This window comes from Frondihabitans sucicola (assembly GCF_030296615.1).
In the GTDB taxonomy this organism is placed as follows: domain Bacteria; phylum Actinomycetota; class Actinomycetes; order Actinomycetales; family Microbacteriaceae; genus Frondihabitans; species Frondihabitans sucicola.
On sequence record NZ_AP027732.1, the window covers coordinates 2,704,367 to 2,725,884 of the forward strand.

Annotated in this window: 21 protein-coding genes and 3 pseudogenes; 2 read left to right on the forward strand and 22 right to left on the reverse strand. The window is 69.4% G+C overall.

All coding sequences use genetic code 11. The annotated features are described in order from the left end of the window. From QUE79_RS13920 to pyrR, 4 genes and pseudogenes are all read right to left on the reverse strand, one after another. Positions 1–501, reverse strand: a complete 501-nt coding sequence (locus tag QUE79_RS13920; RefSeq protein WP_286343621.1) for a PH-like domain-containing protein — start codon at positions 499–501, stop codon at positions 1–3. Then, positions 498–1,829: a dihydroorotase gene (locus QUE79_RS13925; protein ID WP_286346726.1), complete on the reverse strand. Its 1,332-nt coding sequence runs from the start codon at positions 1,827–1,829 to the stop codon at positions 498–500. The genes QUE79_RS13920 and QUE79_RS13925 overlap by 4 nt, the downstream gene beginning before the upstream one ends. Continuing rightward, positions 1,826–2,781: pseudogene (locus tag QUE79_RS13930) on the reverse strand (aspartate carbamoyltransferase catalytic subunit). Before QUE79_RS13930 ends, QUE79_RS13925 begins: the two are co-directional and overlap by 4 nt. 64 nt (positions 2,782–2,845) lie before the next feature. Further along, positions 2,846–3,301: pseudogene (gene pyrR / locus QUE79_RS13935) on the reverse strand (bifunctional pyr operon transcriptional regulator/uracil phosphoribosyltransferase PyrR); the annotation flags it as partial. Between the two features lie 113 nt (positions 3,302–3,414). On the opposite strand from pyrR, the gene QUE79_RS13940 reads away from it, so the two are divergent. Continuing rightward, positions 3,415–4,044: a hypothetical protein gene (locus QUE79_RS13940; protein WP_286343622.1), complete on the forward strand. Its 630-nt coding sequence runs from the start codon at positions 3,415–3,417 to the stop codon at positions 4,042–4,044. Positions 4,045–4,050: 6 nt separating this feature from the next. Here the strand turns inward: QUE79_RS13940 and QUE79_RS13945 are convergent, their stop codons facing one another. The 9 genes from QUE79_RS13945 to QUE79_RS13985 all read right to left on the reverse strand — a co-directional run bounded on the left by QUE79_RS13945 (position 4,051) and on the right by QUE79_RS13985 (position 9,946). Beyond that, positions 4,051–4,845 carry a hypothetical protein gene (locus tag QUE79_RS13945; RefSeq protein ID WP_286343623.1) on the reverse strand — a complete coding sequence of 265 codons (795 nt, stop codon included), beginning with the start codon at positions 4,843–4,845 and terminating at the stop codon, positions 4,051–4,053. Positions 4,846–4,882: 37 nt separating this feature from the next. Continuing rightward, positions 4,883–5,437, reverse strand: a complete 555-nt coding sequence (locus tag QUE79_RS13950) for an RNA polymerase sigma factor (protein WP_286343624.1) — start codon at positions 5,435–5,437, stop codon at positions 4,883–4,885. Between the two features lie 150 nt (positions 5,438–5,587). Continuing rightward, positions 5,588–6,031, reverse strand: coding sequence for an OsmC family peroxiredoxin (locus QUE79_RS13955; RefSeq protein WP_286343625.1), 444 nt, complete (start codon positions 6,029–6,031; stop codon positions 5,588–5,590). A gap of 41 nt (positions 6,032–6,072) precedes the next feature. Beyond that, positions 6,073–6,510 carry a MarR family winged helix-turn-helix transcriptional regulator gene (locus tag QUE79_RS13960; RefSeq protein ID WP_286343626.1) on the reverse strand — a complete coding sequence of 146 codons (438 nt, stop codon included), beginning with the start codon at positions 6,508–6,510 and terminating at the stop codon, positions 6,073–6,075. A 126-nt stretch (positions 6,511–6,636) separates the two neighbouring features. Next, positions 6,637–7,050 (reverse strand): transcription antitermination factor NusB, encoded by a 414-nt coding sequence (gene nusB / locus QUE79_RS13965; RefSeq protein WP_286343627.1) that lies wholly within the window; start codon positions 7,048–7,050, stop codon positions 6,637–6,639. A gap of 15 nt (positions 7,051–7,065) precedes the next feature. After that, positions 7,066–7,629: an elongation factor P gene (gene efp / locus QUE79_RS13970; RefSeq protein WP_286343628.1), complete on the reverse strand. Its 564-nt coding sequence runs from the start codon at positions 7,627–7,629 to the stop codon at positions 7,066–7,068. A 109-nt stretch (positions 7,630–7,738) separates the two neighbouring features. Further along, positions 7,739–8,386, reverse strand: a complete 648-nt coding sequence (locus QUE79_RS13975) for a hypothetical protein (RefSeq protein ID WP_286343629.1) — start codon at positions 8,384–8,386, stop codon at positions 7,739–7,741. Then, positions 8,379–9,134, reverse strand: coding sequence for an SDR family oxidoreductase (locus QUE79_RS13980; protein WP_286343630.1), 756 nt, complete (start codon positions 9,132–9,134; stop codon positions 8,379–8,381). Before QUE79_RS13980 ends, QUE79_RS13975 begins: the two co-directional genes overlap by 8 nt. Then, positions 9,131–9,946, reverse strand: coding sequence for a dienelactone hydrolase family protein (locus tag QUE79_RS13985; RefSeq protein WP_286343631.1), 816 nt, complete (start codon positions 9,944–9,946; stop codon positions 9,131–9,133). The genes QUE79_RS13980 and QUE79_RS13985 overlap by 4 nt, the downstream gene beginning before the upstream one ends. A gap of 162 nt (positions 9,947–10,108) precedes the next feature. Between QUE79_RS13985 and QUE79_RS13990 the strand changes: the two genes are divergently transcribed. Next, positions 10,109–12,289 (forward strand): acyltransferase family protein, encoded by a 2,181-nt coding sequence (locus QUE79_RS13990; protein WP_286343632.1) that lies wholly within the window; start codon positions 10,109–10,111, stop codon positions 12,287–12,289. A 6-nt stretch (positions 12,290–12,295) separates the two neighbouring features. Here the strand turns inward: QUE79_RS13990 and QUE79_RS13995 are convergent, their stop codons facing one another. The 9 genes and pseudogenes from QUE79_RS13995 to rpsD form a co-directional block, all read right to left on the reverse strand. Continuing rightward, complete coding sequence (locus QUE79_RS13995; protein WP_286343633.1) at positions 12,296–12,769, reverse strand: type II 3-dehydroquinate dehydratase; 474 nt, start codon at positions 12,767–12,769, stop codon at positions 12,296–12,298. Next, positions 12,766–13,908: a 3-dehydroquinate synthase gene (gene aroB, locus QUE79_RS14000; protein WP_286343634.1), complete on the reverse strand. Its 1,143-nt coding sequence runs from the start codon at positions 13,906–13,908 to the stop codon at positions 12,766–12,768. The genes QUE79_RS13995 and aroB overlap by 4 nt, the downstream gene beginning before the upstream one ends. Next, a complete protein-coding gene (locus tag QUE79_RS14005) occupies positions 13,905–14,417 on the reverse strand; it encodes a shikimate kinase (RefSeq protein WP_286343635.1) in 513 nt (170 codons plus the stop codon). Before QUE79_RS14005 ends, aroB begins: the two co-directional genes overlap by 4 nt. 7 nt (positions 14,418–14,424) lie before the next feature. After that, complete coding sequence (aroC, locus tag QUE79_RS14010) at positions 14,425–15,642, reverse strand: chorismate synthase (protein ID WP_286343636.1); 1,218 nt, start codon at positions 15,640–15,642, stop codon at positions 14,425–14,427. A 62-nt stretch (positions 15,643–15,704) separates the two neighbouring features. Beyond that, entirely contained in the window at positions 15,705–17,228 is a 1,524-nt protein-coding gene (gene mltG / locus QUE79_RS14015) for an endolytic transglycosylase MltG (RefSeq protein ID WP_286343637.1), read from the reverse strand. 134 nt (positions 17,229–17,362) lie between these two features. Further along, a pseudogene (ruvX, locus tag QUE79_RS14020) lies at positions 17,363–17,758 on the reverse strand (Holliday junction resolvase RuvX); the annotation flags it as partial. Positions 17,759–17,766: 8 nt separating this feature from the next. Further along, positions 17,767–20,427 carry an alanine--tRNA ligase gene (gene alaS / locus QUE79_RS14025; protein ID WP_286343638.1) on the reverse strand — a complete coding sequence of 887 codons (2,661 nt, stop codon included), beginning with the start codon at positions 20,425–20,427 and terminating at the stop codon, positions 17,767–17,769. Between the two features lie 47 nt (positions 20,428–20,474). Continuing rightward, positions 20,475–20,657, reverse strand: coding sequence for a hypothetical protein (locus QUE79_RS14030; RefSeq protein WP_286343639.1), 183 nt, complete (start codon positions 20,655–20,657; stop codon positions 20,475–20,477). A gap of 139 nt (positions 20,658–20,796) precedes the next feature. After that, entirely contained in the window at positions 20,797–21,426 is a 630-nt protein-coding gene (gene rpsD, locus QUE79_RS14035) for a 30S ribosomal protein S4 (RefSeq protein ID WP_286343640.1), read from the reverse strand. Between the last annotated feature and the right edge of the window lie 92 nt (positions 21,427–21,518).

Here is a 21,518-nt window from a genome sequence, read left to right on the forward strand (position 1 = left end):
TCACGGGGTCTTCTCTCCTGTGGGGGTGATCATGTCGCGGATCGCGGCGACGAGGGCGCGAGGATCGTCGCTGTCGCGGAGGTAGGTGTCGACGTCGAGGTCGCCGAGCCGCCAGCCGAGCTGGACCAGTCCGTCTTGCTCGACGGCTCGGTCGATGGTCCAGGTGGCGCGACCGACCTCTCGGAGGTGCTCGCGGTCGATCAGGATCGGCTTCAGGCCGGCGATGTCGAGGACGACGCCCTCCGGGTGCACGCTGACGGTGGCTCGGGCACGGAAGCCGAGGCCTCCGACGACGATTCGATCGAGGCGGTCGTCGGCCTTCGTCGTCGAGACGTAGAACAGGTCGCGTTCGGCGAGGGCCTCACCGAGATCGGCCGGAGCCGTCGTGGGAAGGGCGATGCCGGCCTGTCGTCGGCCGCGGCTGCGCCATCCGGCGCGCATGACGAAGAACAGGGCCACGGCCACGACGAGGAATCCGGCGAGGATCAGAGGGATGCTCACCGAGAAGCCACCGCCAGGGCGTGCTCGGCGACGAGGCTCTCGTCGACCAGCCGGCCGCCGAGGACCGTCGCGTAGCCGCCGTGGAACGTCGCCTCGACGCGCCCCGGCAGCTCGCGCTCGAGATAGGGCGAGTTGATACTCTTGCCGGCGAGGTCGCCGACGTCGAAACTCCTGGTCACACTTCGATCGTAGAGCGTGATCTCGGCCGGCGATCCCACGCCGATCACCTGACCCTGCCCCTCGACCCGGCCGATCGCCGCGGGCTTCAGCGAGAGGACCCGCTCGACGTCCTGCCAGCCGAGGAGCCCGGTGTCGACCATGGTCTTCTGGACGACGCTCAGCGCCGACTCGAGACCGACCATGCCGTTGGCGGCGTTGTCCCACTCGCACGATTTGGCTTCGGCCGTGTGCGGCGCGTGGTCGGTGGCGACGATGTCGATCGTGCCGTCGGCCAGGGCCGCGCGGAGTGCCTCGACGTCTTCGCTGCGCCGCAGGGGCGGGTTGACCTTGTACCGGGCGTCGTAGGTCGACACGAGGTCTTCGGTGAGCAGCAGGTGGTGCGGAGTGACCTCGGCCGTCACGTCGAAGCCGCGCGACTTGGCCCAGCGGATCACTTCGACGCTGCCGGCGGTCGAGACGTGGCACACGTGCAGTCGCGCGCCGACGTGGTGCGCCAGGAGGACGTCCCGGGCGATGATCGCCTCTTCGGCGACCGCGGGCCATCCTGCGAGCCCGAGGGTCGCGCTCAGCTCGCCCTCGTTCATCTGGGCTCCGATGGTCAGCCGTGGCTCCTGGGCGTGCTGCGCCAGAACGCCGCCGAAGCCTTTGATGTACTCGAGGGCGCGCCGCATGAGCAGCGGGTCGGCGACGCACGAGCCGTCGTCCGAGAAGACCCGCACGCGGGCGCGTGAGGTGGCCATGGCGCCGATCTCCGAGAGGTGGGTCCCTGCGAGCCCTTGCGAGACGGCCCCGATCGGGCGGACCGTGACGTAGCCGGCCCGGTCGCCGAGGGCCTGGACCTGCTCGACGACCCCCGCGGTGTCGGCGACCGGCGACGAGTTCGCCATGGCGTTGACGGCGGTGAACCCGCCCTTGGCCGCGGCGCGCGAACCGGTGAGCACGGTTTCGCTGCCCTCGAAGCCCGGCTCGCGAAGATGCGTGTGCAGGTCGACCAGCCCGGGGAGCGCGAGCAGGCCGGAGGCGTCGATCTCGGTCGCCGCGACCTCCGAGAGATTGCTGCCCAGGGCCTTCACGACTCCCCCGCCGATCAGGATGTCGGTGGTGCGGTCGTCGCTGAGGGTCGCGCCCTTGATGAGGTAGTCGGTCATAGCGCTCCTTGGTTTGCGGCGGCGAGGGTCAGGTACAGGACGGCCATGCGGACGGCCACGCCGTTCGTCACCTGTTCGAGGACGGTCGACTGAGGCGAGTCGGCGGCTTCGTCGCTGATCTCGAGGCCGCGGTTCATCGGACCGGGGTGCATCACCAGCGTCTTCTCGCCGAGCCCGCGGAAGCGCTCCGCGCTGAGACCCCAGGATCTCGCGTACTCGCGGCCGTTCGGGAAGAACGCCGCGTTCATGCGCTCCTGCTGGATGCGCAGCATCATCACGACGTCGGGTCTCACCGCGGCGAGAGCCTCGTCGAGGTCGTAGTGGACGTCGACTCCGAACGCGGCGACGCCGTTGGGGATGAGCGTCGGCGGAGCCACGAAGGCGACCTCGGCGCCGAGCGTCTTCAGCAGCCAGGCGTTCGACCGGGCGACGCGGGAGTGCAGGATGTCGCCGACGATCAGGACTCGGACGCCGTCGAGATCCTGCCCTCGGCTCGCGAGCCCGTGCAGGCGGCGCCGCATCGTGAACGCGTCGAGCAGAGCCTGCGTGGGGTGCTCGTGGGTGCCGTCGCCGGCGTTGACCACCCCGGCGTCGACCCAGCCGCTCTCGGCCAGGACCCGGGGGCGCCTGAGGCGGGGTGCCGGATCACGATGCCGTCGGCCCCCATCGCGGCCAGCGTCTGCGCCGTGTCTTTGAGCGACTCGCCCTTCGAGACGCTCGACCCCTTGGCCGAGAAGTTGATCACGTCGGCGCTCAACCGCTTCGCGGCGGCCTCGAACGAGATGCGCGTGCGGGTCGAGTCCTCGAAGAAGAGGTTGACGACGGTGATCCCCCGGAGCGTCGGCAGCTTCTTGACCTCGCGGGTCGAGACGTCGGCCATGTCTTCGGCGATGTCGAGGATCTGGAGGGCGTCGACGCGAGAGAGATCGGCGGTGCTCAGGAGGTGCTTCACGAGACGCCTCCTCGATGGCGACGGAGTCGTCGTCGTCGGTCTCGACCAGCCGGACGAAGATCCGCTCGGCGAGAGAGGTCGGGAGGTTCTTGCCGACGTAGTCGGCGCGGATCGGCAGCTCGCGGTGGCCGCGGTCGACCAGGACGGCCAAGCGCACGACGCGCGGGCGACCGAGAGCGCTCAGGGCGTCGAGCGCGGCGCGGATGGTGCGGCCGGAGTAGAGCACGTCGTCGACCAGGACGACGGTCTTGCCGTCGATGCCACCGGCCGGAAGCGACGTGGGGCGGGGCGACCTGGTGGGTTGCCGCCGGAGGTCGTCGCGGTAGAGCGTCACGTCGACGGAGCCGACGGGAACGGGTTCGCCACTGATCGACTCGAGTGCGCGACCCAGACGATCGGCGAGATGGACGCCGCGAGTGGGGATGCCCAGGACGACGAGATCGTCTGCCCCGCGATTGCCCTCGAGGATCTCGTGGGCGATGCGTGTCAGAGCACGCGTGATGTCAGCCTGACTCAGCACTTCTCTGGTGCTCAATCGGACCCCCTTCCCCGCCTCTCGGGACGGAACTTAAAGGACGTCGGTGTGGAACGACCTCCACTCTAGCGGCTCCGACTCGGCGTATCGTCCGACCGATGAGCTCTTCGCGCGTCGACGCCCCCTGGTTCGAGTTCGACCGTTCCGCGTGGCGGTCCCTGCTCGCCCGGCAGGGCAGGCTCATCGTGGTCTTCCTCGTGCTCGCCAGCCCGCTGATCGTCTTCGACCCTCGCGCGGGGTTCGATCCGGATGCCTGGAGGCCGATTCCGATCGGGTGGGCGCTGGTGATCTCCGCCCTGCTCATGGGCGGCTTCGGAGTGGGACTCGTCGCGATCCTTCGAGCCGCCGACAGACGGGTGGCCATCGACCTCGCTGGCAGGCGTCTCCGGGTGGGGCGAACCGTCGTGCCGTTCGACGAGGTCGACACGGCGAACGTCGTCTACCCGACGCGGGACGGGAGTCAGGCCCTGTCGATCCGCTTCGGGCACCGGCACAACCCGCATCGCCGAGCGACGGTGATGCTCCTTCGCGGGACCGAGGAAGTCCTGGCCGACGACGCGAAGAAGGTCCTGCTCGAGGCCCTCGCCGAGTGCCCGATCGTCAGGCCGTCGAGCCCGTACGACCCGGCCGGTGAGTTCGCGTCGGCGAACTTCCCGGGCACGCTCGACCAGGCGGGGGCGCTCGCCGTCGTGCGGCATCCGCCGCGTGCGGGAGAGCCGCTCCCCTGACCTGCCTCACTTCTGCGGGTGTTCTCCCTGCCAGAGCGTGTCGACGTCCTGGAACTCCCGCGGGTAGCACCGCGTATCGAACGCGGTGGCCCCGTCGCCGGGGACCGTGTACCCGTAGTGCTCGTCCGCGAACGGCACGACGGCCTCCGGGAAGCCCGCTTCGGCCATGCACGCCTGCAGCCGGTTGAACGCGTTCGTGTACTCCTCGAAGGTGACCTTCCCATCGGCGGTCTCGGCCGCCTGCTGGGCGGAGGGCTCGGCGAGCACCGCCGCTTTCATCCAGGAGACCCACACGGCGTAGCGGGCGTCGCCGGGTGCCTCGACGGTCACCGTCTGCGTACCGCCCGCGGCCGGCTGGTAGATGTTCGTCCACGGGTTCTTCGTCGACGGCGTCACGTTCGACTCGGTACCGCACCGCACCGGAGTGGACACGACGGCGCCATCCAGTCTCTGCGCGTAGGTGGCGGGATCGAGGCACTGGAAGGAGACCACCAGCCGGTTCGCCCCGGGAGGTGCCGCGCTCACCCGGATGTCGCTGGTGCCCTGAAAGGTCTCGAAGCGCGGTTCGCCGAGCAGCCGCCCGTGGTTCATCGCTTCGACGTCGTAGCGAGCGGTCGTGGCCATCAGCGACTCGACCGACGACTGGTCGCCTGAGCCGGCAGCGGCCGCTGCGGTCAGCCCGCCCGTCAGGGCGCCACCGACCACGAAGGCCGCCACCACCGCGATGACGCCTCCGCGAGACGGCCGGCGTCGCCGCCTCGGCGACGTCCCGTCGACCGTGTCGACGAGAGCGTCTCGCATCCTGCTCAGGCGGGGGTGATGTCGTCGTCGTGCGTGTTCACGGGGTGCCTCCGATGGGTTCGGTCGTCGCCTGGTACTGCCGGTGGAGTCGGGCCTTCGCCCGGTGGAGCCTCGATTTGACGGTGCCGGGCGCCACGCCGAGGACCGCTGCGGCCTCGCGTTCGCCGAGACCTTCGATGACGCAGAGGGTCAGGATCCGCTGGTCGTTCAGCGGAAGCCCCTTGAGGGCGGCCACGGCCTGTCCGTCCGAGAAGACCTCCGCAGGATCCGGCGCAGGATCGTCGACCGGGAATCTCCGGAGGAACGCCCGGTACCGCCTCGCCGAACGGCTGAGGGTGTGCGCCGAGTTCGTCGCGGTCACGAGGAGCCACGGCAGCAGTGACCCGTCGACGAAGCGCACCCGGTCGCGGTTGCGCCACGCTTCGAGGAAGACGACGGCGACCACGTCGTCGGCGTCGTCGGCCGTGGGCACCAGCGCCCACGCGTGGCGCCGCAGCCGCGCGGCGTGTCTGTCGAACACGCGCGCGAACGCCCGACCGTCACCTTCGACGGCCAGGGCCCAGTCGGCGTGATCCCCCGTGATCTGGTTCATGCTGTGGAGTGTCCGGCCACGCCCAAAGGTTCCCACCTGCTCGCCCGCCCGCGCCCGCGCCCGCCGGCGCAGCGTCGAAAGGGCCGAAATGCCCGCTCCCGTGCGGGAAAGCGTGCATTCCGGCCCTCTCGAGTCGCGGAGCGAGGGGAATCAGCTCTCGAAGGTCGCGTCGAGGGTGATCTCGACGCCGGTGAGGGCCTTCGACACCGGGCAGGTCGCCTTGGCGTCGGCGGCGGCCTTCTCGAAGGTGGCGGCGTCGATGCCCGAGACCTCGCCCGAGACGGTCAGGTGGATGCCGGTCAGCTTGAAGCCGCCGTCGGAGGAGTCGGCGCCGAGCGAGACGTCGGCCTTGACGTCGAGTGCCTCGATCGTGCCGCCGGCAGCCCCGAGGATCGCCGAGAACTGCATGGCGTAGCAGGCCGAGTGCGCCGCGGCGAGGAGCTCTTCGGGGCTGGTGAAACCGTTCGCCTCTTCGGCGGCGCGCTTCGGGAACGAGACGTCGTAGGTGCCGATCTTCGAGCTGGAGAGCTCGACCTGGCCGGAGCCCTCTTCGAGGCTGCCGTTCCAGGCGGTGCGTGCGGTGCGAGTGGGCATGGTGTCTCTTTTCGTTGGGTGTTCTGCGGACATCGGGTGAGTCAGAGGGTGGCGCGCACGTGCGCCGCGACCGTGGCGATCTGCTGTTGCAGAGCGACGAGGGCCGCAGGATCGAGACCGGTCGCCTCGCACACGCCGGCCGGGATCGAGGCGGTCGCCTCGCGCAGTGCATCGCCGCTCGGGGTCAGCGACACCTCGACGACCCGTTCGTCGTCGGCGGTGCGCGCCCGGGTGAGGTGCCCCGCCGACTCGAGGCGCCGCAGGAGCGGCGACAGCGTGCCCGAGTCGAGATGGAGGCGCTCGCCGAGGTGAGAGACCGTCGACGGCCCCTCCTCCCAGAGCACGAGCAGCACGAGGTACTGCGGGTAGGTGACGCCGAGCGGCTCGAGCAGCTCGCGGTAGCGGGCCGTCAGCGCCCGCGACGCGCTGTAGAGCGCGAAGCAGATCTGCTCGTCGAGCAGGGGCGCGGTCGTCGTCATGCCTGCGACACTAGCACATTGCGCACAACTAGATTGCACGCAACTTACTGGAGCTATAAAGAACGAGTGGGCCGAAATGCACGTTCGGGCGGCTGCCGGCGTGCATTTCGGCCCACTCGGGCGGACCTACGCGGTGGTCGTGGCGATACGGCCGAGGAGGCCGTTGACGAAGCTGCCGGAGTCGTCGGTCGACAGGCTCTGCGCCAGCTCGACGGCCTCCGAGATCGCCACGGCGTCGGGGATGTCGTCGTTGTGCGTCAGCTCCCAGATGCCGATACGCAGGATCGCGCGGTCGATCGTGGGCATGCGGGCCAGCGACCAGCCCTGCGAGTACGTCTCGATGAGCTCGTCGATCTCGGGCCGGTTCTCGATGACGCCCTGCACGATGTCGCGCGCGTAGCCCCAGCTGGAGTTCCGCTCGGGGGTGGCAATCGCGCGCTGCGTCTCCTGAACGAGGGCGTCGTCGATCGAGATCTGACGGATGTCGGCGACGTACAGGACGTCGAGCGCCCGCTTGCGTGCTTTGGTTCGTGCACTCATTGAAAGAAGCGCTGCCTAGTCGTTGACGCGACCGAGGTAGCTGCCGTCGCGCGTGTCGACCTTGACCTTGGTGCCGTTCTCGAGGAACAGCGGAACCTGGATCTCGTAGCCGGTCTCGACGGTCGCGTTCTTGGTGCCGCCGGTCGAGCGGTCGCCCTGGAGGCCGGGCTCGGTGTAGGTCACCAGGAGGACGACGGAGGCGGGAAGCTCGATGTACAGCGGGTCGCCGTCGTGCAGGGCGACCTGGACGTTCTGGTTCTCGAGCATGAAGTTCTTGGCGTCGCCGACGACCGTCGCGGGGATGTTGATCTGGTCGTAGTCGGTGGTGTCCATGAACACATAGCCGTCGGCCTCGGCGTAGAGGTAGGTGTATTCGCGGCGGTCGACGTTGGCGAAGTCGATCTTGGTGCCGGCGTTGAAGGTGCGGTCGACGACCTTGCCGCTCATCACGTTCTTCATCTTCGTGCGGACGAACGCGCCACCCTTGCCCGGCTTGACGTGCTGGAACTCGATCACGTTCCAGAGCTGGCCGTCGATGTTGAGAACGGCGCCGTTCTTGATGTCGTTGGTAGTCGCCATGCGCTGGATGTCCTTTTACGTGTGATGAGTTGTGAAGTGGTCTGGTGCTCTGCGACCCGAAAGCGCGGCACGGTGGCCACGAAGGCCACAGACAAGTGTAGCCGCAACTCTAGGCGGACCTTCGGAGACGGCCGATCTCGCGCCGGGTGAGGCCCGCTGCGATGGCGACGATCGGGCCGTAGACGAAGGCGATCGAGACAACGTAGGTCGTGGCGAACGTGTCGGGTCCGGCGAGGGCGAGGACGACGGCGAGCACGACGACGACAACGGCGGCGAGGAGCACTCGTGTGGCGATGCGCCGGGCCCTCGCAGGATCGCGTTCGGCCAGCCTCAGCACAGACGATCTGAGGCGGGGAGCGAAGGGCCAGAGCGCGAACAGCGTCGTGGACGCGAGGAACGTGTTGTCGGTGAGGATCCCGGTCACGAGTAGGACGACCGCCACGCTCAGGAAGGCGACCCCGGTGGCGCGGCCGTAGCGGCGCGCGGCATCTTCGCTGACGTCGAGGTAGGCGCGCCGGCCGAACGGCGCCATGACGAGTGCGGCCGCCGTGCCGGCGACGGCAGCGACACGCCACCCCAGGTCGAGGCGGTGAGCCGCAACCGTGGACGTGTGGCCGCGGGCGGCCAGGAGGACGACGACCGCGAGAGCGACGACCAGCACCGGCGGGAGCAACCACTCGCGGCGAGTGACGGGCAGCCAGCGCAGCAGAGCCGGATCGATCTCGGCTTCGTCGGGATCCTGCGCCTCGTCATTCACGCGCGCGGCCTCGCCGCCGGCCGTCCCACAGCCGTTGCAGCCGCGGGTACAGCACCTCGAGATCGCGGGGCAGCGCCGCCTTCGTCTCGCGGCTCTCGTCGTCGGCCAGGATCTCCTCGGCGCCGGACTCCACACCGTCGAGCACCTGGGCGACGACGTCGGCCGGGCTGATCTTCGGGGCCTTGACCCGGGTGACCATCTCCGTGTCGATGAACCCCGCGTGCACGGCGACGACGAGCGTGCCCTGCTCGCGGAGCTCGACACGGGCCGCGTTCGTCAGGGCCCAGGCGGCCGACTTCGACGCCCCGTACCCACCGCTGGCCGGAGGCGCGACCCAGCTCGCCACGGACAGGACGTCGACGATGGCTCCTCCGCCGTTGGCCGCCAGCACCGGCGCGAACGCACGGCACATCGCGAGGGTGCCGAAGAAGTTGACCTCCAGCTCGTCTCTCGCCGCGCTGTCGTCGTCGGACCCGATCAAAGGGGTGAGCCGCATGATGCCGGCGTTGTTCACGAGCAGATCGACGTCCCGACAGCGCTCGGCGGCGGATCGAACCTGGACCGGATCGGTCACATCGAGCTCGATCGGGACCACGCGGTCGTCGTCCCAGGAGTTCGGCACGCGCGATCCTGCGTAGACCTTCGCCGCGCCGCGGCCGAGCAGCCCGTCGACGAAGGAGCGTCCGAGACCGCGGCCCGCCCCGGTCACGAGAGCCCTGCTGCCCTCGATCGGGACGGAGAGACTCACGACGCCGCCGGAGCGAGGCGCTCGGTCAGGAAGGCGACGGTCCGCTCGCGGGCACCGAGCGCAGGGTGACCGGGCAGGTCGCGGACCTCGTGCGTCAGCACGGCGTGCGCGCCGCGCGAGAATCCCCACTCGTTGTCGGGCGAGGAGTCGAGTTCGATGATCTCGAACGCGTCGCCGAGCTTCCTCTTGATCGAGTCGAAGCGGGCCCGGGGTGCGGTCGCGTCGTTTGAGAAGCGGAGTCCGAGCGCGCAGACGTCGCCCGCGGACGCGCGCGCGGCGACGCGGTCGAACTCCCTCGGGGACATACCGGGATCCTGCTGTCTCGGCTTTCCGAGCGGGAAGGGCACGGCCGGCTGGCTGAGCACCGAGGCCGCCACGGAGTCGTCGACGGCCACCGCCAGCGCGAAGCCGCCGGTGAAGCACATGCCGATCACGCCGACCCCGGGGCCCGGGGTACGCGAAGCCAGGTCGGCAGCGACCGCACGGAGGAAGTCGGTGATCGGGCGGTGGGCACCCGTGGCGAAGGCGCGGAACTCCGCTGCGACACAGAGCCGCGAGAGGACCCGGAGCGTGTAGCCGATCGTGGCGGGCCTGACCGGCTCTCCGAAGGGTGACGGCACGACGACCGTGAAGCCGCGGTCGACCAGGTGATCGGCGAGACCGAGGACCTCGGGGGTGATGCCCGGCACCTCCGGGATCAGGACGACGCCGGGGCCCGAACCCTTCTCGAAGACGTCGTACGTCAGGCCGCCGCCGGTGAACGGCGAGCGGACCCAACCGGTGAGGTCGGACTCGGGGGCTGACGGCGACATGGGCGTCCTTCATTCGGGAGCTTCATCGTACGATCGCGGTCCGTTCCGCTCGAATGTTTCGGTGGCGTGGCGTTTTCGACTGAGGGTAGACAAGGCCGAATTCCGTGGCCGACAATATGCCCGAGGGCCTCGCCGGGGCCACCCGACTCATTGGCACTGATCATGCAGACTTCCGTTCGCCCTGTCCCCAAGCGATTCCGACCCGACATCCAGGGGCTTCGAATGCTGGCGGTCGTGGCCGTCATCCTCGACCACCTGCTCGCGTGGCCCTCCGGCGGCTTCGTCGGGGTCGACGTCTTCTTCGTCCTGTCGGGATTCCTCATCACCGGCCTGCTCTACCGGGAGCACCAGAAGACCGGCAGGATCTCGTTCGCAGGCTTCTATCGGCGCCGAGCCCGTCGCATCCTGCCGATCTCGGCCCTCGTCCTCGCCGTCACGGTCGCGACCTCGTTCGCGATCTTCCTGCCCGCCCGCGCGAAGACGATCACCGTCGACGCGCTCTGGTCGCTCCTCTTCGCCGGGAACTGGCACTTCGCAGCGGTCGGCACGAACTACTTCGCTTCGGACGGCACCACGTCGCCGCTGCAGCACTACTGGTCGCTCGCCGTCGAGGAGCAGTTCTATCTCGTCTGGCCCTGGATCCTGGTGATCGTCTTCGCGATCGCGGCGCGGCGATCCTGGTCGCGCCAGAAGGGCGTGCGTGCAGTCGTCGTCGTGATGGTCGTCCTCTCGGTGGCCTCGCTCGTCTGGGCGATCCTGCAGTCGGTCACCGACCCGGGGTTCGCGTACTTCTCGACGCTCGCGCGGGCGTGGGAACTCGGCGTCGGTGCGCTGCTCGCGATCGGGGTGCCGATTCTGGGCAGGATCCCCGACCGGCTCCGCCCGATCCTCGCCTGGGTCGGCCTCGCCGGCATCGTGCTGAGCGTGTTCGTCACGTCGGGTGGGTCGGGATTCCCCGCGCCGGGTGCCCTGCTGCCCGTCCTCTCCACGGCCCTCGTCGTGGCCGCGGGCACCGGTGGCGAGCAGCGGTACCTCGCGCCGCTCACCAATCGGGTCTCGAACTACGTGGGCGACATCTCGTACTCGCTCTACCTCTGGCACTTCCCCGTGATCATCCTGCTCGGCGCGATCCTCAAGCCCGGCGTCCTCTACTACGTCATCTGCCTCGTGGGCATGGCGGTGCTGTCGATGCTCTCGTACCACCTGGTCGAGGATCCGATCCGCAATTCCACCTGGCTCGACCGCCGCGCTCGCCAGGAGCGTCGGCAGCACCCCGAGCTCCGGCGTCGGCGTGAGCTTCCGGAGATCCTCTGGAACGTTCGCGCGGGAGACGCCGTGATCTTCGGCACCGCGATCATCGCCGGCCTCGTCTTCGTCACGTATTCGGCCATCTCTGCGCCGCCCCCGCCTCCCGCCGTGGCGGCGATCGCTCCGAACGCGATCCCTTCCTCCGCGAGCGTGACGAAGGCCGACACGGTCACCGGCGCGTCGGGCGGCCCGCAGACGACCGCCGAGAAACAGCTCTCTGCCAAGATCTCGACTGCTCTCACGGCGACCTCGTTCCCCGCCTTCGATCCGCCGATCGACTCGCTCGGAACGACGAAGTGGGTCCACGCCGCCGCCACCAGCGGCTGCGCCGACATCTCGGCGGACAACGCGACCCGGTGCGAGACCGGACCGGCGAACGCCACCAAGCAGGCCGTGGTCCTCGGCGACTCGTTCGCGATCGCCTGGATGCCGGGGCTGCGGACGGCGCTGGCTGATGCCGGCTACCGTGTTCACACGCTGACCTCCGGGCAGTGCCCCGCGGCCGACGTCGTCGTCGACAAGGAGGGCGGTGCTCCGTTCCCCGAGTGCACGGCGCACCGGGCATGGGCGCTCCAGCAGATCGCGGCGATCAAGCCGGACCTGGTCGTGCTCGCCGACTCGGCCGGGACCATCGACCGGCTGGCGACCAAGACCGACCTCACCGGTGGCAGCCAGGCCATCGCGAATGGTCTGCAGAAGACGATCCAAGCGATCAAGCCTCATGCGAAGCGAATCGCCGTGCTGTCGGATCCGCCGGCCGGAGTGGCACTGCAGGAGTGCGTGACCCGTGTGTCGACTCCGAGCGACTGCGTCCGAGAGATCTCCCCGACGTGGTCGGCGATCCAGGCCGACGATCAGGACGTCATCAAGGCGACGGGCGCCACCTACGTCGACACGCACCTGTGGTTCTGCGACGACCAGGGGCGGTGCCCCTCGTTCATCGGAAACACACCCGTGCGAGCGGACGCCGGACACATGACGGTGCAGTATTCGGAGTCGCTCGAGCCGTTGCTCGCGGCGGCGCTGAAGCTCTGACTCCGGCTAGGCGGTGGGGCTCGCCGCGCGGACGGCCGCGCGCACCGCGGCCCGGTCGGCTGCGGCCCGGACCGCGAACCGGTAGGAGTCGAACCCGAGTCCCGTGATCAAGCCCGTCGACACCGCGGAGACCACGCTCGCGCGACGGAAGTCGTCGCGCGATGTGGGGTTGGTGAGGTGAACCTCGATCAGCGGCAGTCCGGCCTCGGTCACGAGAGCGGCGGCATCGCGGAGCGCGTACGAGTAGTGCGTGAAAGCGGCCGGATTCAACACGACTCCCCAGCCGGCCTCGACCGCCTCGAAGAGCCACGAGATGAGCTCGGCCTCGTCGTCGGTCTGGCGGAACAGCACCGTGATCGCCGGATCGAGAGACTCCAGGGCGACACGGAGCTCGCCGGCGGGGTCGCCGGCTCCCGTCGTCGGCCCGCGGCCGCCCGGACGCCCGTGATCGCGCCCGGACGCCACCAGGACGATCGTCACGAACCGATCTCCTGGTAGGCCGCGAAGAGCAGGCTCTGGTCGGGCGCCTCGAGCACGGTCGGACGCGCGAGGTCGTCGAGCACGATGAAGCGCAGCATTCCCGCGCGGCTCTTCTTGTCGCGCTGCATCGTGGCCAGGAGGGTGTTCCAGCGGCCGACCGGGTACTGGATCGGGAGGCCGAGGGAGGTGAGGATGCTGCGGTGCCGGTCGGCGACCTCGTCGGAGAGGCGCCCGGCAAGGCGCGACAGCTCGGCGGCGAAGACCATTCCGACCGAGACGGCCGCGCCGTGCCGCCACTGGTACCGCTCGGCGTGCTCGATGGCGTGCCCGAGCGTGTGACCGTAGTTCAGGATCTCGCGGAGACCGGCCTCCTTGAAGTCGTGGCCGACCACGCGCGCCTTGAGGGCGATCGCGAGCTCGACCACTCGGCGGAACTCGGGTGTAGACGGGTCGACGACTCGGTCGACATCGGCCTCGACGATGTCGAGGATCTCGGGCTCGGCGATGAACCCGGCCTTCACGATCTCGGCGAAACCGGCCAGGATCTCGTTCCGGGCCAGCCCGTCGAGCATGTCGAAGTCGACGAGGACGCCGACCGGCGCGTAGAACGAGCCGACGAGGTTCTTGCCCTCGGCCGTGTTGATTCCCGTCTTGCCGCCGACGCTGGCGTCGACCATGCCCAGGACCGTCGTGGGCACCTGCACCAGCTGGACGCCGCGCAGCCAGGTCGCGGCCACGAAGCCGGCCAGGTCGGTCGTGGCTCCGCCTCCCAGCCCGACGATCGCGTCGGTGCGGGTGAAGTCGGCCTGGCCGAGGATCTGCCAGCAGAACGCTGCGACCTCGACCCGCTTGCCGGCCTCCGCGTCGGGCACCTCGGCGATCATCGCCTCGTAGCCGTCTGCGATCAGCTGCTGGCGCAGCGCCTCGGCCTTCACGCCCAGCGGCGGAGCGTGGACGATGAGGATCTTCTTGGTCTGGGGACCGAGCAGGGTCGCCAGCTCTCGGACGACGCCCCGCCCGACGAGCACGTCGTAGGGCGACGTGCCGTTCACCGGAATGACCGTGGTCGGGACGCCCGCCGTCTTCTCGTCGGTCTCGTCGGCGCCGGTGACCTGCTCGGTCGGTGTGCTGTCGCTCATGGGAGGTCCGTTCCGACCCACTCGACGATGTCGTCGACGACGTGCGAGAGGGGTCTGTGGGAGGTGTCGAGGGTGAGATCGGCCAGCGCCGCGTAGATCGGGGCGCGCTCTTCGGCGATGGCCATCCAGGCGCCGAGGCCGTCGTGGTGGAGCAGCGGGCGGTCGGAGCCGGCGATGCGCGACTCGACCGCCTCGGGGGTGACGGTCAGCAGGATCACGCGCGACGACTCGAGCAGGGACCGTGTCGACGGGTCGAGCACGGCGCCTCCTCCCAGCGAGACGACCACGGGCTGGGCGACCGCCCGGGCCACGGCGTCGCGCTCGAGAGCACGGAAGCCCGGCTCGCCGAGACTCTCGAACAGGGCGGGGATCGGCCCGTGGTCGCGCGCGATGGCCCGGTCGGTGTCGATGAACGGCACACCGAGCGCTTTCGCGACCCGCTTGCCGACGCTCGTCTTGCCGGCGCCCATGGGGCCGATCAGCACGACCGCCTTGGCGAGCGCGGTCATCGGCGGATCACAGCTGGGCTGCGGGGACGCCAGGCTCGGAGGTCGTCGTGAGGAGCTCCGGGATGGCGGCCAGGAACGCGTCGAGGTTGCGGCTGGTCTCGTCGATCGAGTCGCCCCCGAACTTCTCGAGCACGGCGTTCGCGAGCACGAGGGCGACCATCGCTTCGGCGACGACGCCGGCGGCCGGCACGGCGCAGACGTCGGAACGCTGGTGGTGGGCGCTGGCCGTCTCGCCGGTGGCGACGTCGACCGTGGGCAGGGCGTGCGGGACGGTCGCGATCGGCTTCATGCCGGCGCGGACGCGCAGCACGGTGCCCGTGGACATGCCGCCCTCCGTGCCTCCGGCCCGGTCGGTCTCTCGCGCGATGCCCTGATCGGTCTGGAAGAGGGCGTCGTGGGCCTCGGAGCCGCGACGGGTCGTCGTGAGGAAGCCGTCGCCGATCTCGACCCCCTTGATCGCCTGGATGCTCATGAGAGCTTCGGCGAGCTTGGCGTCGAGCTTTCTGTCCCACTGGACGTGGGACCCGAGCCCGGGCGGGACGTTGTAGGCAAGCACCTCGACGACGCCGCCGAGGGTGTCGCCCGCCTTCTTGGCGTCGTCGACCTCGGCCACCATCAGAGCGGAGGTCTCGGCGTCGAAGCACCGCAACGGATCGGCGTCGAGAGCCTCGACGTCTTCGAGGCGAGGCAGCGGACGGCCCTCGGGCACGCGCACGGGCCCGATCGACAGCGTGTGGCTGACCAGCTCGATGCCGAGCTCTGCAAGAAAGGACTTGGCCACGGCGCCGAGGGCGACACGAGCCGCCGTCTCGCGCGCGCTGGCGCGCTCGAGGATGGGGCGGGCCGAGTCGAAGCCGTACTTCTGCATGCCGACGAGGTCGGCGTGCCCGGGCCGCGGGCGGGTGAGCGCGGCGCTGCGGCCCCGGGAGGCCTCGCTGATCTCGACGGGAGAGGCGTTCATGACCTCTTCCCATTTCGGCCACTCGGTGTTGCCGACGCGGATGGCGATCGGGCTGCCGATGGAGCGGCCGTGGATGACCCCGCCGGAGATGTGCAGTTCGTCCTGTTCGAACTTCATCCGCGAGCCGCGGCCGTAGCCGAGCTTGCGGCGGGCCAGGTCGGCCTGGAGGTCATCGAGAAGGACGGGCACGCCCGCGGGCAGGCCCTCCAGAACGGCAATGAGTTCGGGGCCATGAGACTCACCCGCGGTCAACCAACGAAGCATGGGGTCGATTCTTCCACACCCCGTGGTCGGAGCCGCGCGGGGACTGCTTGCAGACCGGCGGTCTACTTGTCGTAGTCGGGGTGGGCGCGCAGCCAGGTCTGGAATTGCGTCACGGCCTTCTGGTGCTCCGCGTACGTGTTCGAGAACGCCGTCTGCCCCGTCTCGAGATTCACCGTGACGAAGTAGAGCCAGTCGCCGGACGCGGGATGCGTCGCCGCGTTCAGGGCCAGGTCACCGGGATTCGAGATGGGACCTACGGGGAGGCCCTTGTGCACGTAGGTGTTGTACTTGTTGCCCGCGTCGGCCCGCTCGGCGTCGGTCGTCGTGACACGACCCGTCGTGCCCGCGCCGTAGGCCACTGTCGCATCCGACTGCAGGAGCATGCCCTGGTCGATGCGATTCTGGAAGACCCGCGCGACCTTCGGGTAGTCGGCGGCGAGGCCCGCCTCCTTCTGGATCAGCGAGGCGAAGATGATCGTGTGCTCGTAGTCGGCCGGCGCCACGCCGGCTGTCGCCAGGTGTTTCTTCATGGTGTCGACCATGGTCTGGAAGTACTGCTTGGCCGTATTGCCCGGCTGCAGGTCGTAGGTCGCCGGGAAGAGGTAGCCCTCGAGACTCGTGGCGTTGGCCGGCAGGCCGTAGGCCTTGTAGTCGGCGGCGGCCGCGCTCACCTGCGCTGCCGGGATCTTCGTCGCGGTCGTCATCAGGGAGACGATGCCCTTGAGGGTCGTGCCCTCGGGGATGACCAGCTTCGTCGTGATCCTGGCCGAGCTGCTCTGCAGCCGGTTGATCGCCGACTCGGCGCTCATGTGCTCGTACATCGTGTACGTGCCCGGCATGAACTGGACCGTCGTGTCGGCGAGCAGCAGTTTGTAGGGCGCGTCGGACGTCTTGGTGATGTCGGCCTTGGCGAGCTTGGTGGCGATCGTCGAACCGATGTCGCCGGAGACGATCGTGAACTCGACCTTCTTGCCGTTGCCGGAGCCGGCGTAGTCGTCGCTCGGCTTCGCCCCGAAGAGAGAGGCCACGCCGGGAGCGTACTGGTTGTAGAGGGACGCGACGACAGCGCTTCCGCCGCCCAGGACGACGACCAGGACCGCGATCAGGACCCAGGTGCCGCGGCGGGGGCCGCGCCCGCGGCCCGAGCGCTTCTCGCGCGGAGGCTTGGGTGGTCGACGGGACGTCTGGGCGCGGGACTCGGGGGCTCCGGAGCCCGCTGAACGCTGCCGGGTGTCGCCGACGCCGGGAGACGGCTGTTGAGCGTTCACCGTCTCGGGATCGGCCTGCGCGACGGCGTTGGCGAGGGCGAAGAGATCGCTGGAGGCGGGTGCCTCGGGTGCCGCTGCGGGTGCCGGTGTCTGCGCGGCGGCAGTCGGGACCGGCGGAGCCGGAGCCGGCGGCTCGGGCTCGGTGGCCGCGGGTGCCGCGGGAGTCGGCGTCGACTCCTCGGCCTCCCTGGCCGCCGCGCGCTCGCGCTCGCGCAGTTCGCGCCGCGAGAGAGGTGCCGCCTGATCGTGCTGCTGCCCGGTGGGGCGAGGTGCCGAGTGACCGGCGAAGATCTCGTCCCAGGAGGGTTCGTCTGCCACGTGTCATCGTCCTTCGTCGGGTGTCGCCTCACTCGGCACGAGGGAACCCGGGGGCGTCCGCTCGATCGCTCGAGGTCGATGGCGTGTTGCAGAATTATAACGGCGGCAACCTGGTCGACGACGGAACGCTGCTTCTTGGCCGACCGACCGGCCGCTCGGAGGGCGCCCTGAGCCGTCACCGTCGAGAGGCGTTCGTCGACCAGGCGCACGGGCACCGAGGCCCCGCGTGCCAGCCGTTCGGCGAAGCCGCGGGCGTCGGCGGTGGACGGCGTGTCGGCTCCGGAGAGCGAGAGCGGCAGCCCGACGATGATCTCGACAGCCGCCAATTCGTCGGCGTGTCCGAGGATCGTCTTCACGTCGGCTCCGGAGTCTCCGGACCGCGCCACGGTCTCGATCGGCGTCGCGAGGAGGACATCGGGATCGGTTCGCGCGACGCCGATCCGGACCTTGCCCACGTCGACGCCGATCCGAACGCCGCGACGGCGTTCCGTCGCGGAATCGTGGCCCTGCGGGAAATCACTCACCGGCACGGAGGCGATCAGCGTCGCAGAGCGTCGGCGATGGCCGAGAGCGCCGTGGGGATCGCGGACACGTCGGAGCCGCCACCCTGGGCGAGGTCGTCTTTTCCGCCGCCGCCGCCGCCGAGGACGCCCGCCGCCGTGCGAGCGAGAACACCGGCCTTGACGCCGCTCTCGCGGGCACCGGCGGTGGTCGCCACGATCACGGCCGGCTTGCCGCCGACATCGGCTGCCAGCGCCACGACGGAACTCGACGACGAGCCGAGGCGTTCGCGGACGGTGGTGGCGAGCGTGCGCAGTTCGTCGGACGACTTGACCTGGCCGACGGACTCGATCACGACGGTGAGCGAACCCAGAGCGGTGGCGGCAGCGACGAGCGACGGGACGCGCGTGGCGAGAGCCGCCGCCTCGAACTCGGCGATGCGCTTCTCCGCCGCCTTCAGGTCGGACGCGAGCGTCGCGATGCGCTCGGGCAACTGCTCGCGCGGTGCCTTGAGCGACGACGTGAGCTGACCGACGATTGCCCGCTCGGCGGCGAAGTCGCGGAACGCATCGACGCCCACGAGCGACTCGACACGGCGGTTGGTCGAGCCGATCGACGACTCGCCGACGAGATTGATGAGGCCGATCTGCGACGAGTTCGACACGTGCGTGCCGGCGCAGAGCTCGCGCGACCAGGGGCCGCCGATGTCGACCATGCGAACCTCGTCGCCGTACTTCTCACCGAACAGAGCCATGGCGCCGGCGGCTCGCGCCTCGTCGAGGGGCAGGATGCGCGTGGTCACCTCGAGATCGTCGCGGATCTTCTGGTTGGCGATGTCTTCGATCTCGGTGCGCGTCGCGGCCGACAGCGGGTTCGACCAGTTGAAGTCGAGACGCATGTAGCCCGCCTTGTTGTAGGAGCCCGCCTGGTGCGCCTCGGGCCCGAGCACCTGGCGGAGGGCGGCGTGGATGAGGTGGGTCGCCGAGTGGGCCTGCGTCGCACCGCGACGATAGACCGGGTCGACGACGGTGGTCGCGGCCGCGCCGACGCCGACCTCGCCGGAGCGGACCTGCACCCGGTGGCTGATGAGCCCCTTCACGGGCTTCTGGACGTCGAGGACCTCGAGGTCGAATCCGTTGCCGACGATGCTGCCGGCATCCGCCTCCTGTCCGCCCGACTCGGCGTAGAGCGACGTCTCGGCGAGGATGACCTCGGCGATGTCGCCCGCGACCGCCTTGTCGACCGAACGGCCGTCGACGATGATGCCGAGGATGGTCGACTCGGTGTCGAGGAACTCGTAGCCGGTGAAGACCGTCTCGCCGGCGGCGCGGAACGCCGAGTACACGCTGAGGTCGGCCAGCGCGGTCTTCCGCGACTTCGCGTCGGCCTTTGCGCGAGAGCGCTGCTCGGCCATGAGCGAGTCGAACGCCGTTCGGTCGACCGACAGCCCCGCCTCCTCGGCGATCTCGAGGGTGAGGTCGATCGGGAAGCCGAAGGTGTCGTGCAGGAGGAACGCGGTGTCGCCCTTGAGCTCGGACTTCTGTGCCTTCTTGGTCTCGTCGACCGCCACGTCGAGGATGCTCGTGCCGGCGGTGAGGGTGCGCAGGAAGGTCTCCTCTTCGGCGAACGCGAGCCGCGAGATGCGGTCGTAGTCGGTCTCGACCTCGGGGTACGCCGCCTTCATCGCGTCACGGGACGCCGCGAACAGCTCGGGGAAGGTGGCCTCCTCGACGCCCAGGAGACGGATCGAGCGCACGCTGCGCCGCATCAGACGGCGCAGGATGTACCCGCGACCCTCGTTGGACGGAGTCACGCCGTCGCTCATCAGCATGAGCGACGAACGGACGTGATCCGCGATGATGCGCATTCGGACGTCGTCTTCGTGGTCGGCGCCGTAGCGGCGACCGGAGAGGTCGGCGGCGCGATCGAGGACGGGACGCACCTGGTCGATCTCGTACATGTTGTCGACGCCCTGCTTGAGGAAGGCGACGCGCTCGAGACCCATGCCGGTGTCGATGTTCTTGTTGGGGAGCTCGCGGACGATGTCGAAGTCGACCTTCGAACGCACGTTCTCGACCTGGTACTGCATGAACACGAGGTTCCAGATCTCGACGTAGCGGTCGTCGTCGGTGGCCGGGCCGCCGTCGATGCCGAACGCCGGGCCGCGGTCGAAGAAGATCTCGGAGCAGGGCCCCGCCGGCCCCGGCTGGCCCGTCGACCAGTAGTTGGTGTCTTTGTCGAGGCGCTGGATCCGCTCGTCGGGCAGACCGGCGATCTGCTTCCAGAGGCGGATCGCCTCGTCGTCGTCTTTGTAGACGGTGACCCAGAGGTCTTTCGGGTCGAACTCGTAGCCGCCGTCGGCTGCGGACGACGTCAGGAGCTCCCACGCGTAGGTGATGGCCTGCTCTTTGAAGTAGTCGCCGAACGAGAAGTTGCCGTTCATCTGGAAGAACGTGCCGTGGCGCGGCGTCTTGCCGACCTCTTCGATGTCGTTCGTGCGGATGCACTTCTGCACGCTGGTGGCTCGCGGGTACGGAGCAGGCACCAGCCCGGACAGGTAGGGGATGAACGGCACCATGCCGGCGACGGTGAAGAGAAGGCTCGGGTCGTCGCTCACGAGCGACGCGGAGGGCACGACGGTGTGCCCGCGGTCGCCGAAGAACTCGAGCCAGCGGTTGCGGATGTCAGCGGTCAGCATGGTGATCTCTCAGATCGAGGAAGGACGTCTGGAAAGGAAGAACGGTCTCAGGCCTGCTCGCGCAGCTCGGCCTCGCGACTGCGGTAGCCGTCGGCCACGGCCGTCTGGAACTGCTTGAGTCGACCGTCGAGGCTGGTGAAGAACTCTTGGCCCCCTGGCGTCTGGTTCACGCGGTGGGCCACGTAGAAACCCAGGGCGGTGCCGACGGCGAGGACGAGGACGTACTTCAACGGACAGCGGCTTTCACGGATGGTTCTCCTTCGAATGGACTGTCGTCAAGCTTAGTTCGTCGCCTGCTGAGCCTGGGGTGAACGACGAAGGGAGCAGCCACCGTGGGTGACTGCTCCCTTCGGAGAGGAACGGGTGAGGCTAGCGGGCGGCGTAGTACTCGACGACCAGCTGGACCTCACAGGTCACGGGAACCTCGGCGCGCTTCGGGCGACGAACGAGCTTCGCCTGCAGCTTGTCGATCTCGACCTCGAGGTACGCCGGCACCTTGGGGAGGACGTCGACGTGGCCACCGGCGGCGGCGACCTGGAAGGGCTCCATGGCCTCGGACTTCGGCTTGACGTGGATCATCTGACCGGGCTTCACGCGGAAGGACGGACGGTCGACGAGCTTGCCGTCGACGAGGATGTGACGGTGCACGACCATCTGGCGAGCCTGAGCCGTGGTGCGAGCGAAGCCGGCGCGCAGCACGAGGGCGTCGAGACGCTCCTCGAGCAGCTCGACCAGGTTCTCACCGGTCAGGCCGCGCGACTTGCGGGCCTCTTCGAAGACGATCTTGAGCTGGGCTTCGCGGATGCCGTACTGGGCGCGCAAGCGCTGCTTCTCGCGGAGACGGACGGCGTAGTCGCTGTCGGTCTTGCGCTTGGTGCGGCCGTGCTCACCCGGAGCGTAAGGACGCTTCTCGAGGTAGCGGGCGGCCTTCGGGGTCAGCGCGATGCCGAGGGCACGCGACAGACGCGTCTTGCTGCGAGTACGTGACTTGGTAGACACAGGGATTCCTATCGATCTTGTCGGTTGACTGATGGTCTGCCAGGCGCGCGAGCGCCGACAGGCGTAACAAGAGGGGTTTCGTCGCCGGCTAA

Coding starts and splice junctions, on each gene's coding strand:
- aroB (WP_286343634.1), bottom strand. CDS start 13,908: ATGAGCGACAGCACACCGACCGAGCAGGTCACCGGCGCCGACGAGACC.
- QUE79_RS13985 (WP_286343631.1), bottom strand. CDS start 9,946: ATGTCGCCGTCAGCCCCCGAGTCCGACCTCACCGGTTGGGTCCGCTCG.
- aroC (WP_286343636.1), bottom strand. CDS start 15,642: ATGCTTCGTTGGTTGACCGCGGGTGAGTCTCATGGCCCCGAACTCATT.
- nusB (WP_286343627.1), bottom strand. CDS start 7,050: ATGAGTGCACGAACCAAAGCACGCAAGCGGGCGCTCGACGTCCTGTAC.
- QUE79_RS13925 (WP_286346726.1), bottom strand. CDS start 1,829: ATGACCGACTACCTCATCAAGGGCGCGACCCTCAGCGACGACCGCACC.
- QUE79_RS13945 (WP_286343623.1), bottom strand. CDS start 4,845: ATGCGAGACGCTCTCGTCGACACGGTCGACGGGACGTCGCCGAGGCGG.
- QUE79_RS14005 (WP_286343635.1), bottom strand. CDS start 14,417: ATGACCGCGCTCGCCAAGGCGGTCGTGCTGATCGGCCCCATGGGCGCC.
- QUE79_RS13955 (WP_286343625.1), bottom strand. CDS start 6,031: ATGCCCACTCGCACCGCACGCACCGCCTGGAACGGCAGCCTCGAAGAG.
- QUE79_RS13950 (WP_286343624.1), bottom strand. CDS start 5,437: ATGAACCAGATCACGGGGGATCACGCCGACTGGGCCCTGGCCGTCGAA.
- QUE79_RS13990 (WP_286343632.1), top strand. CDS start 10,109: ATGCAGACTTCCGTTCGCCCTGTCCCCAAGCGATTCCGACCCGACATC.
- alaS (WP_286343638.1), bottom strand. CDS start 20,427: ATGCTGACCGCTGACATCCGCAACCGCTGGCTCGAGTTCTTCGGCGAC.
- QUE79_RS13960 (WP_286343626.1), bottom strand. CDS start 6,510: ATGACGACGACCGCGCCCCTGCTCGACGAGCAGATCTGCTTCGCGCTC.
- QUE79_RS13940 (WP_286343622.1), top strand. CDS start 3,415: ATGAGCTCTTCGCGCGTCGACGCCCCCTGGTTCGAGTTCGACCGTTCC.
- efp (WP_286343628.1), bottom strand. CDS start 7,629: ATGGCGACTACCAACGACATCAAGAACGGCGCCGTTCTCAACATCGAC.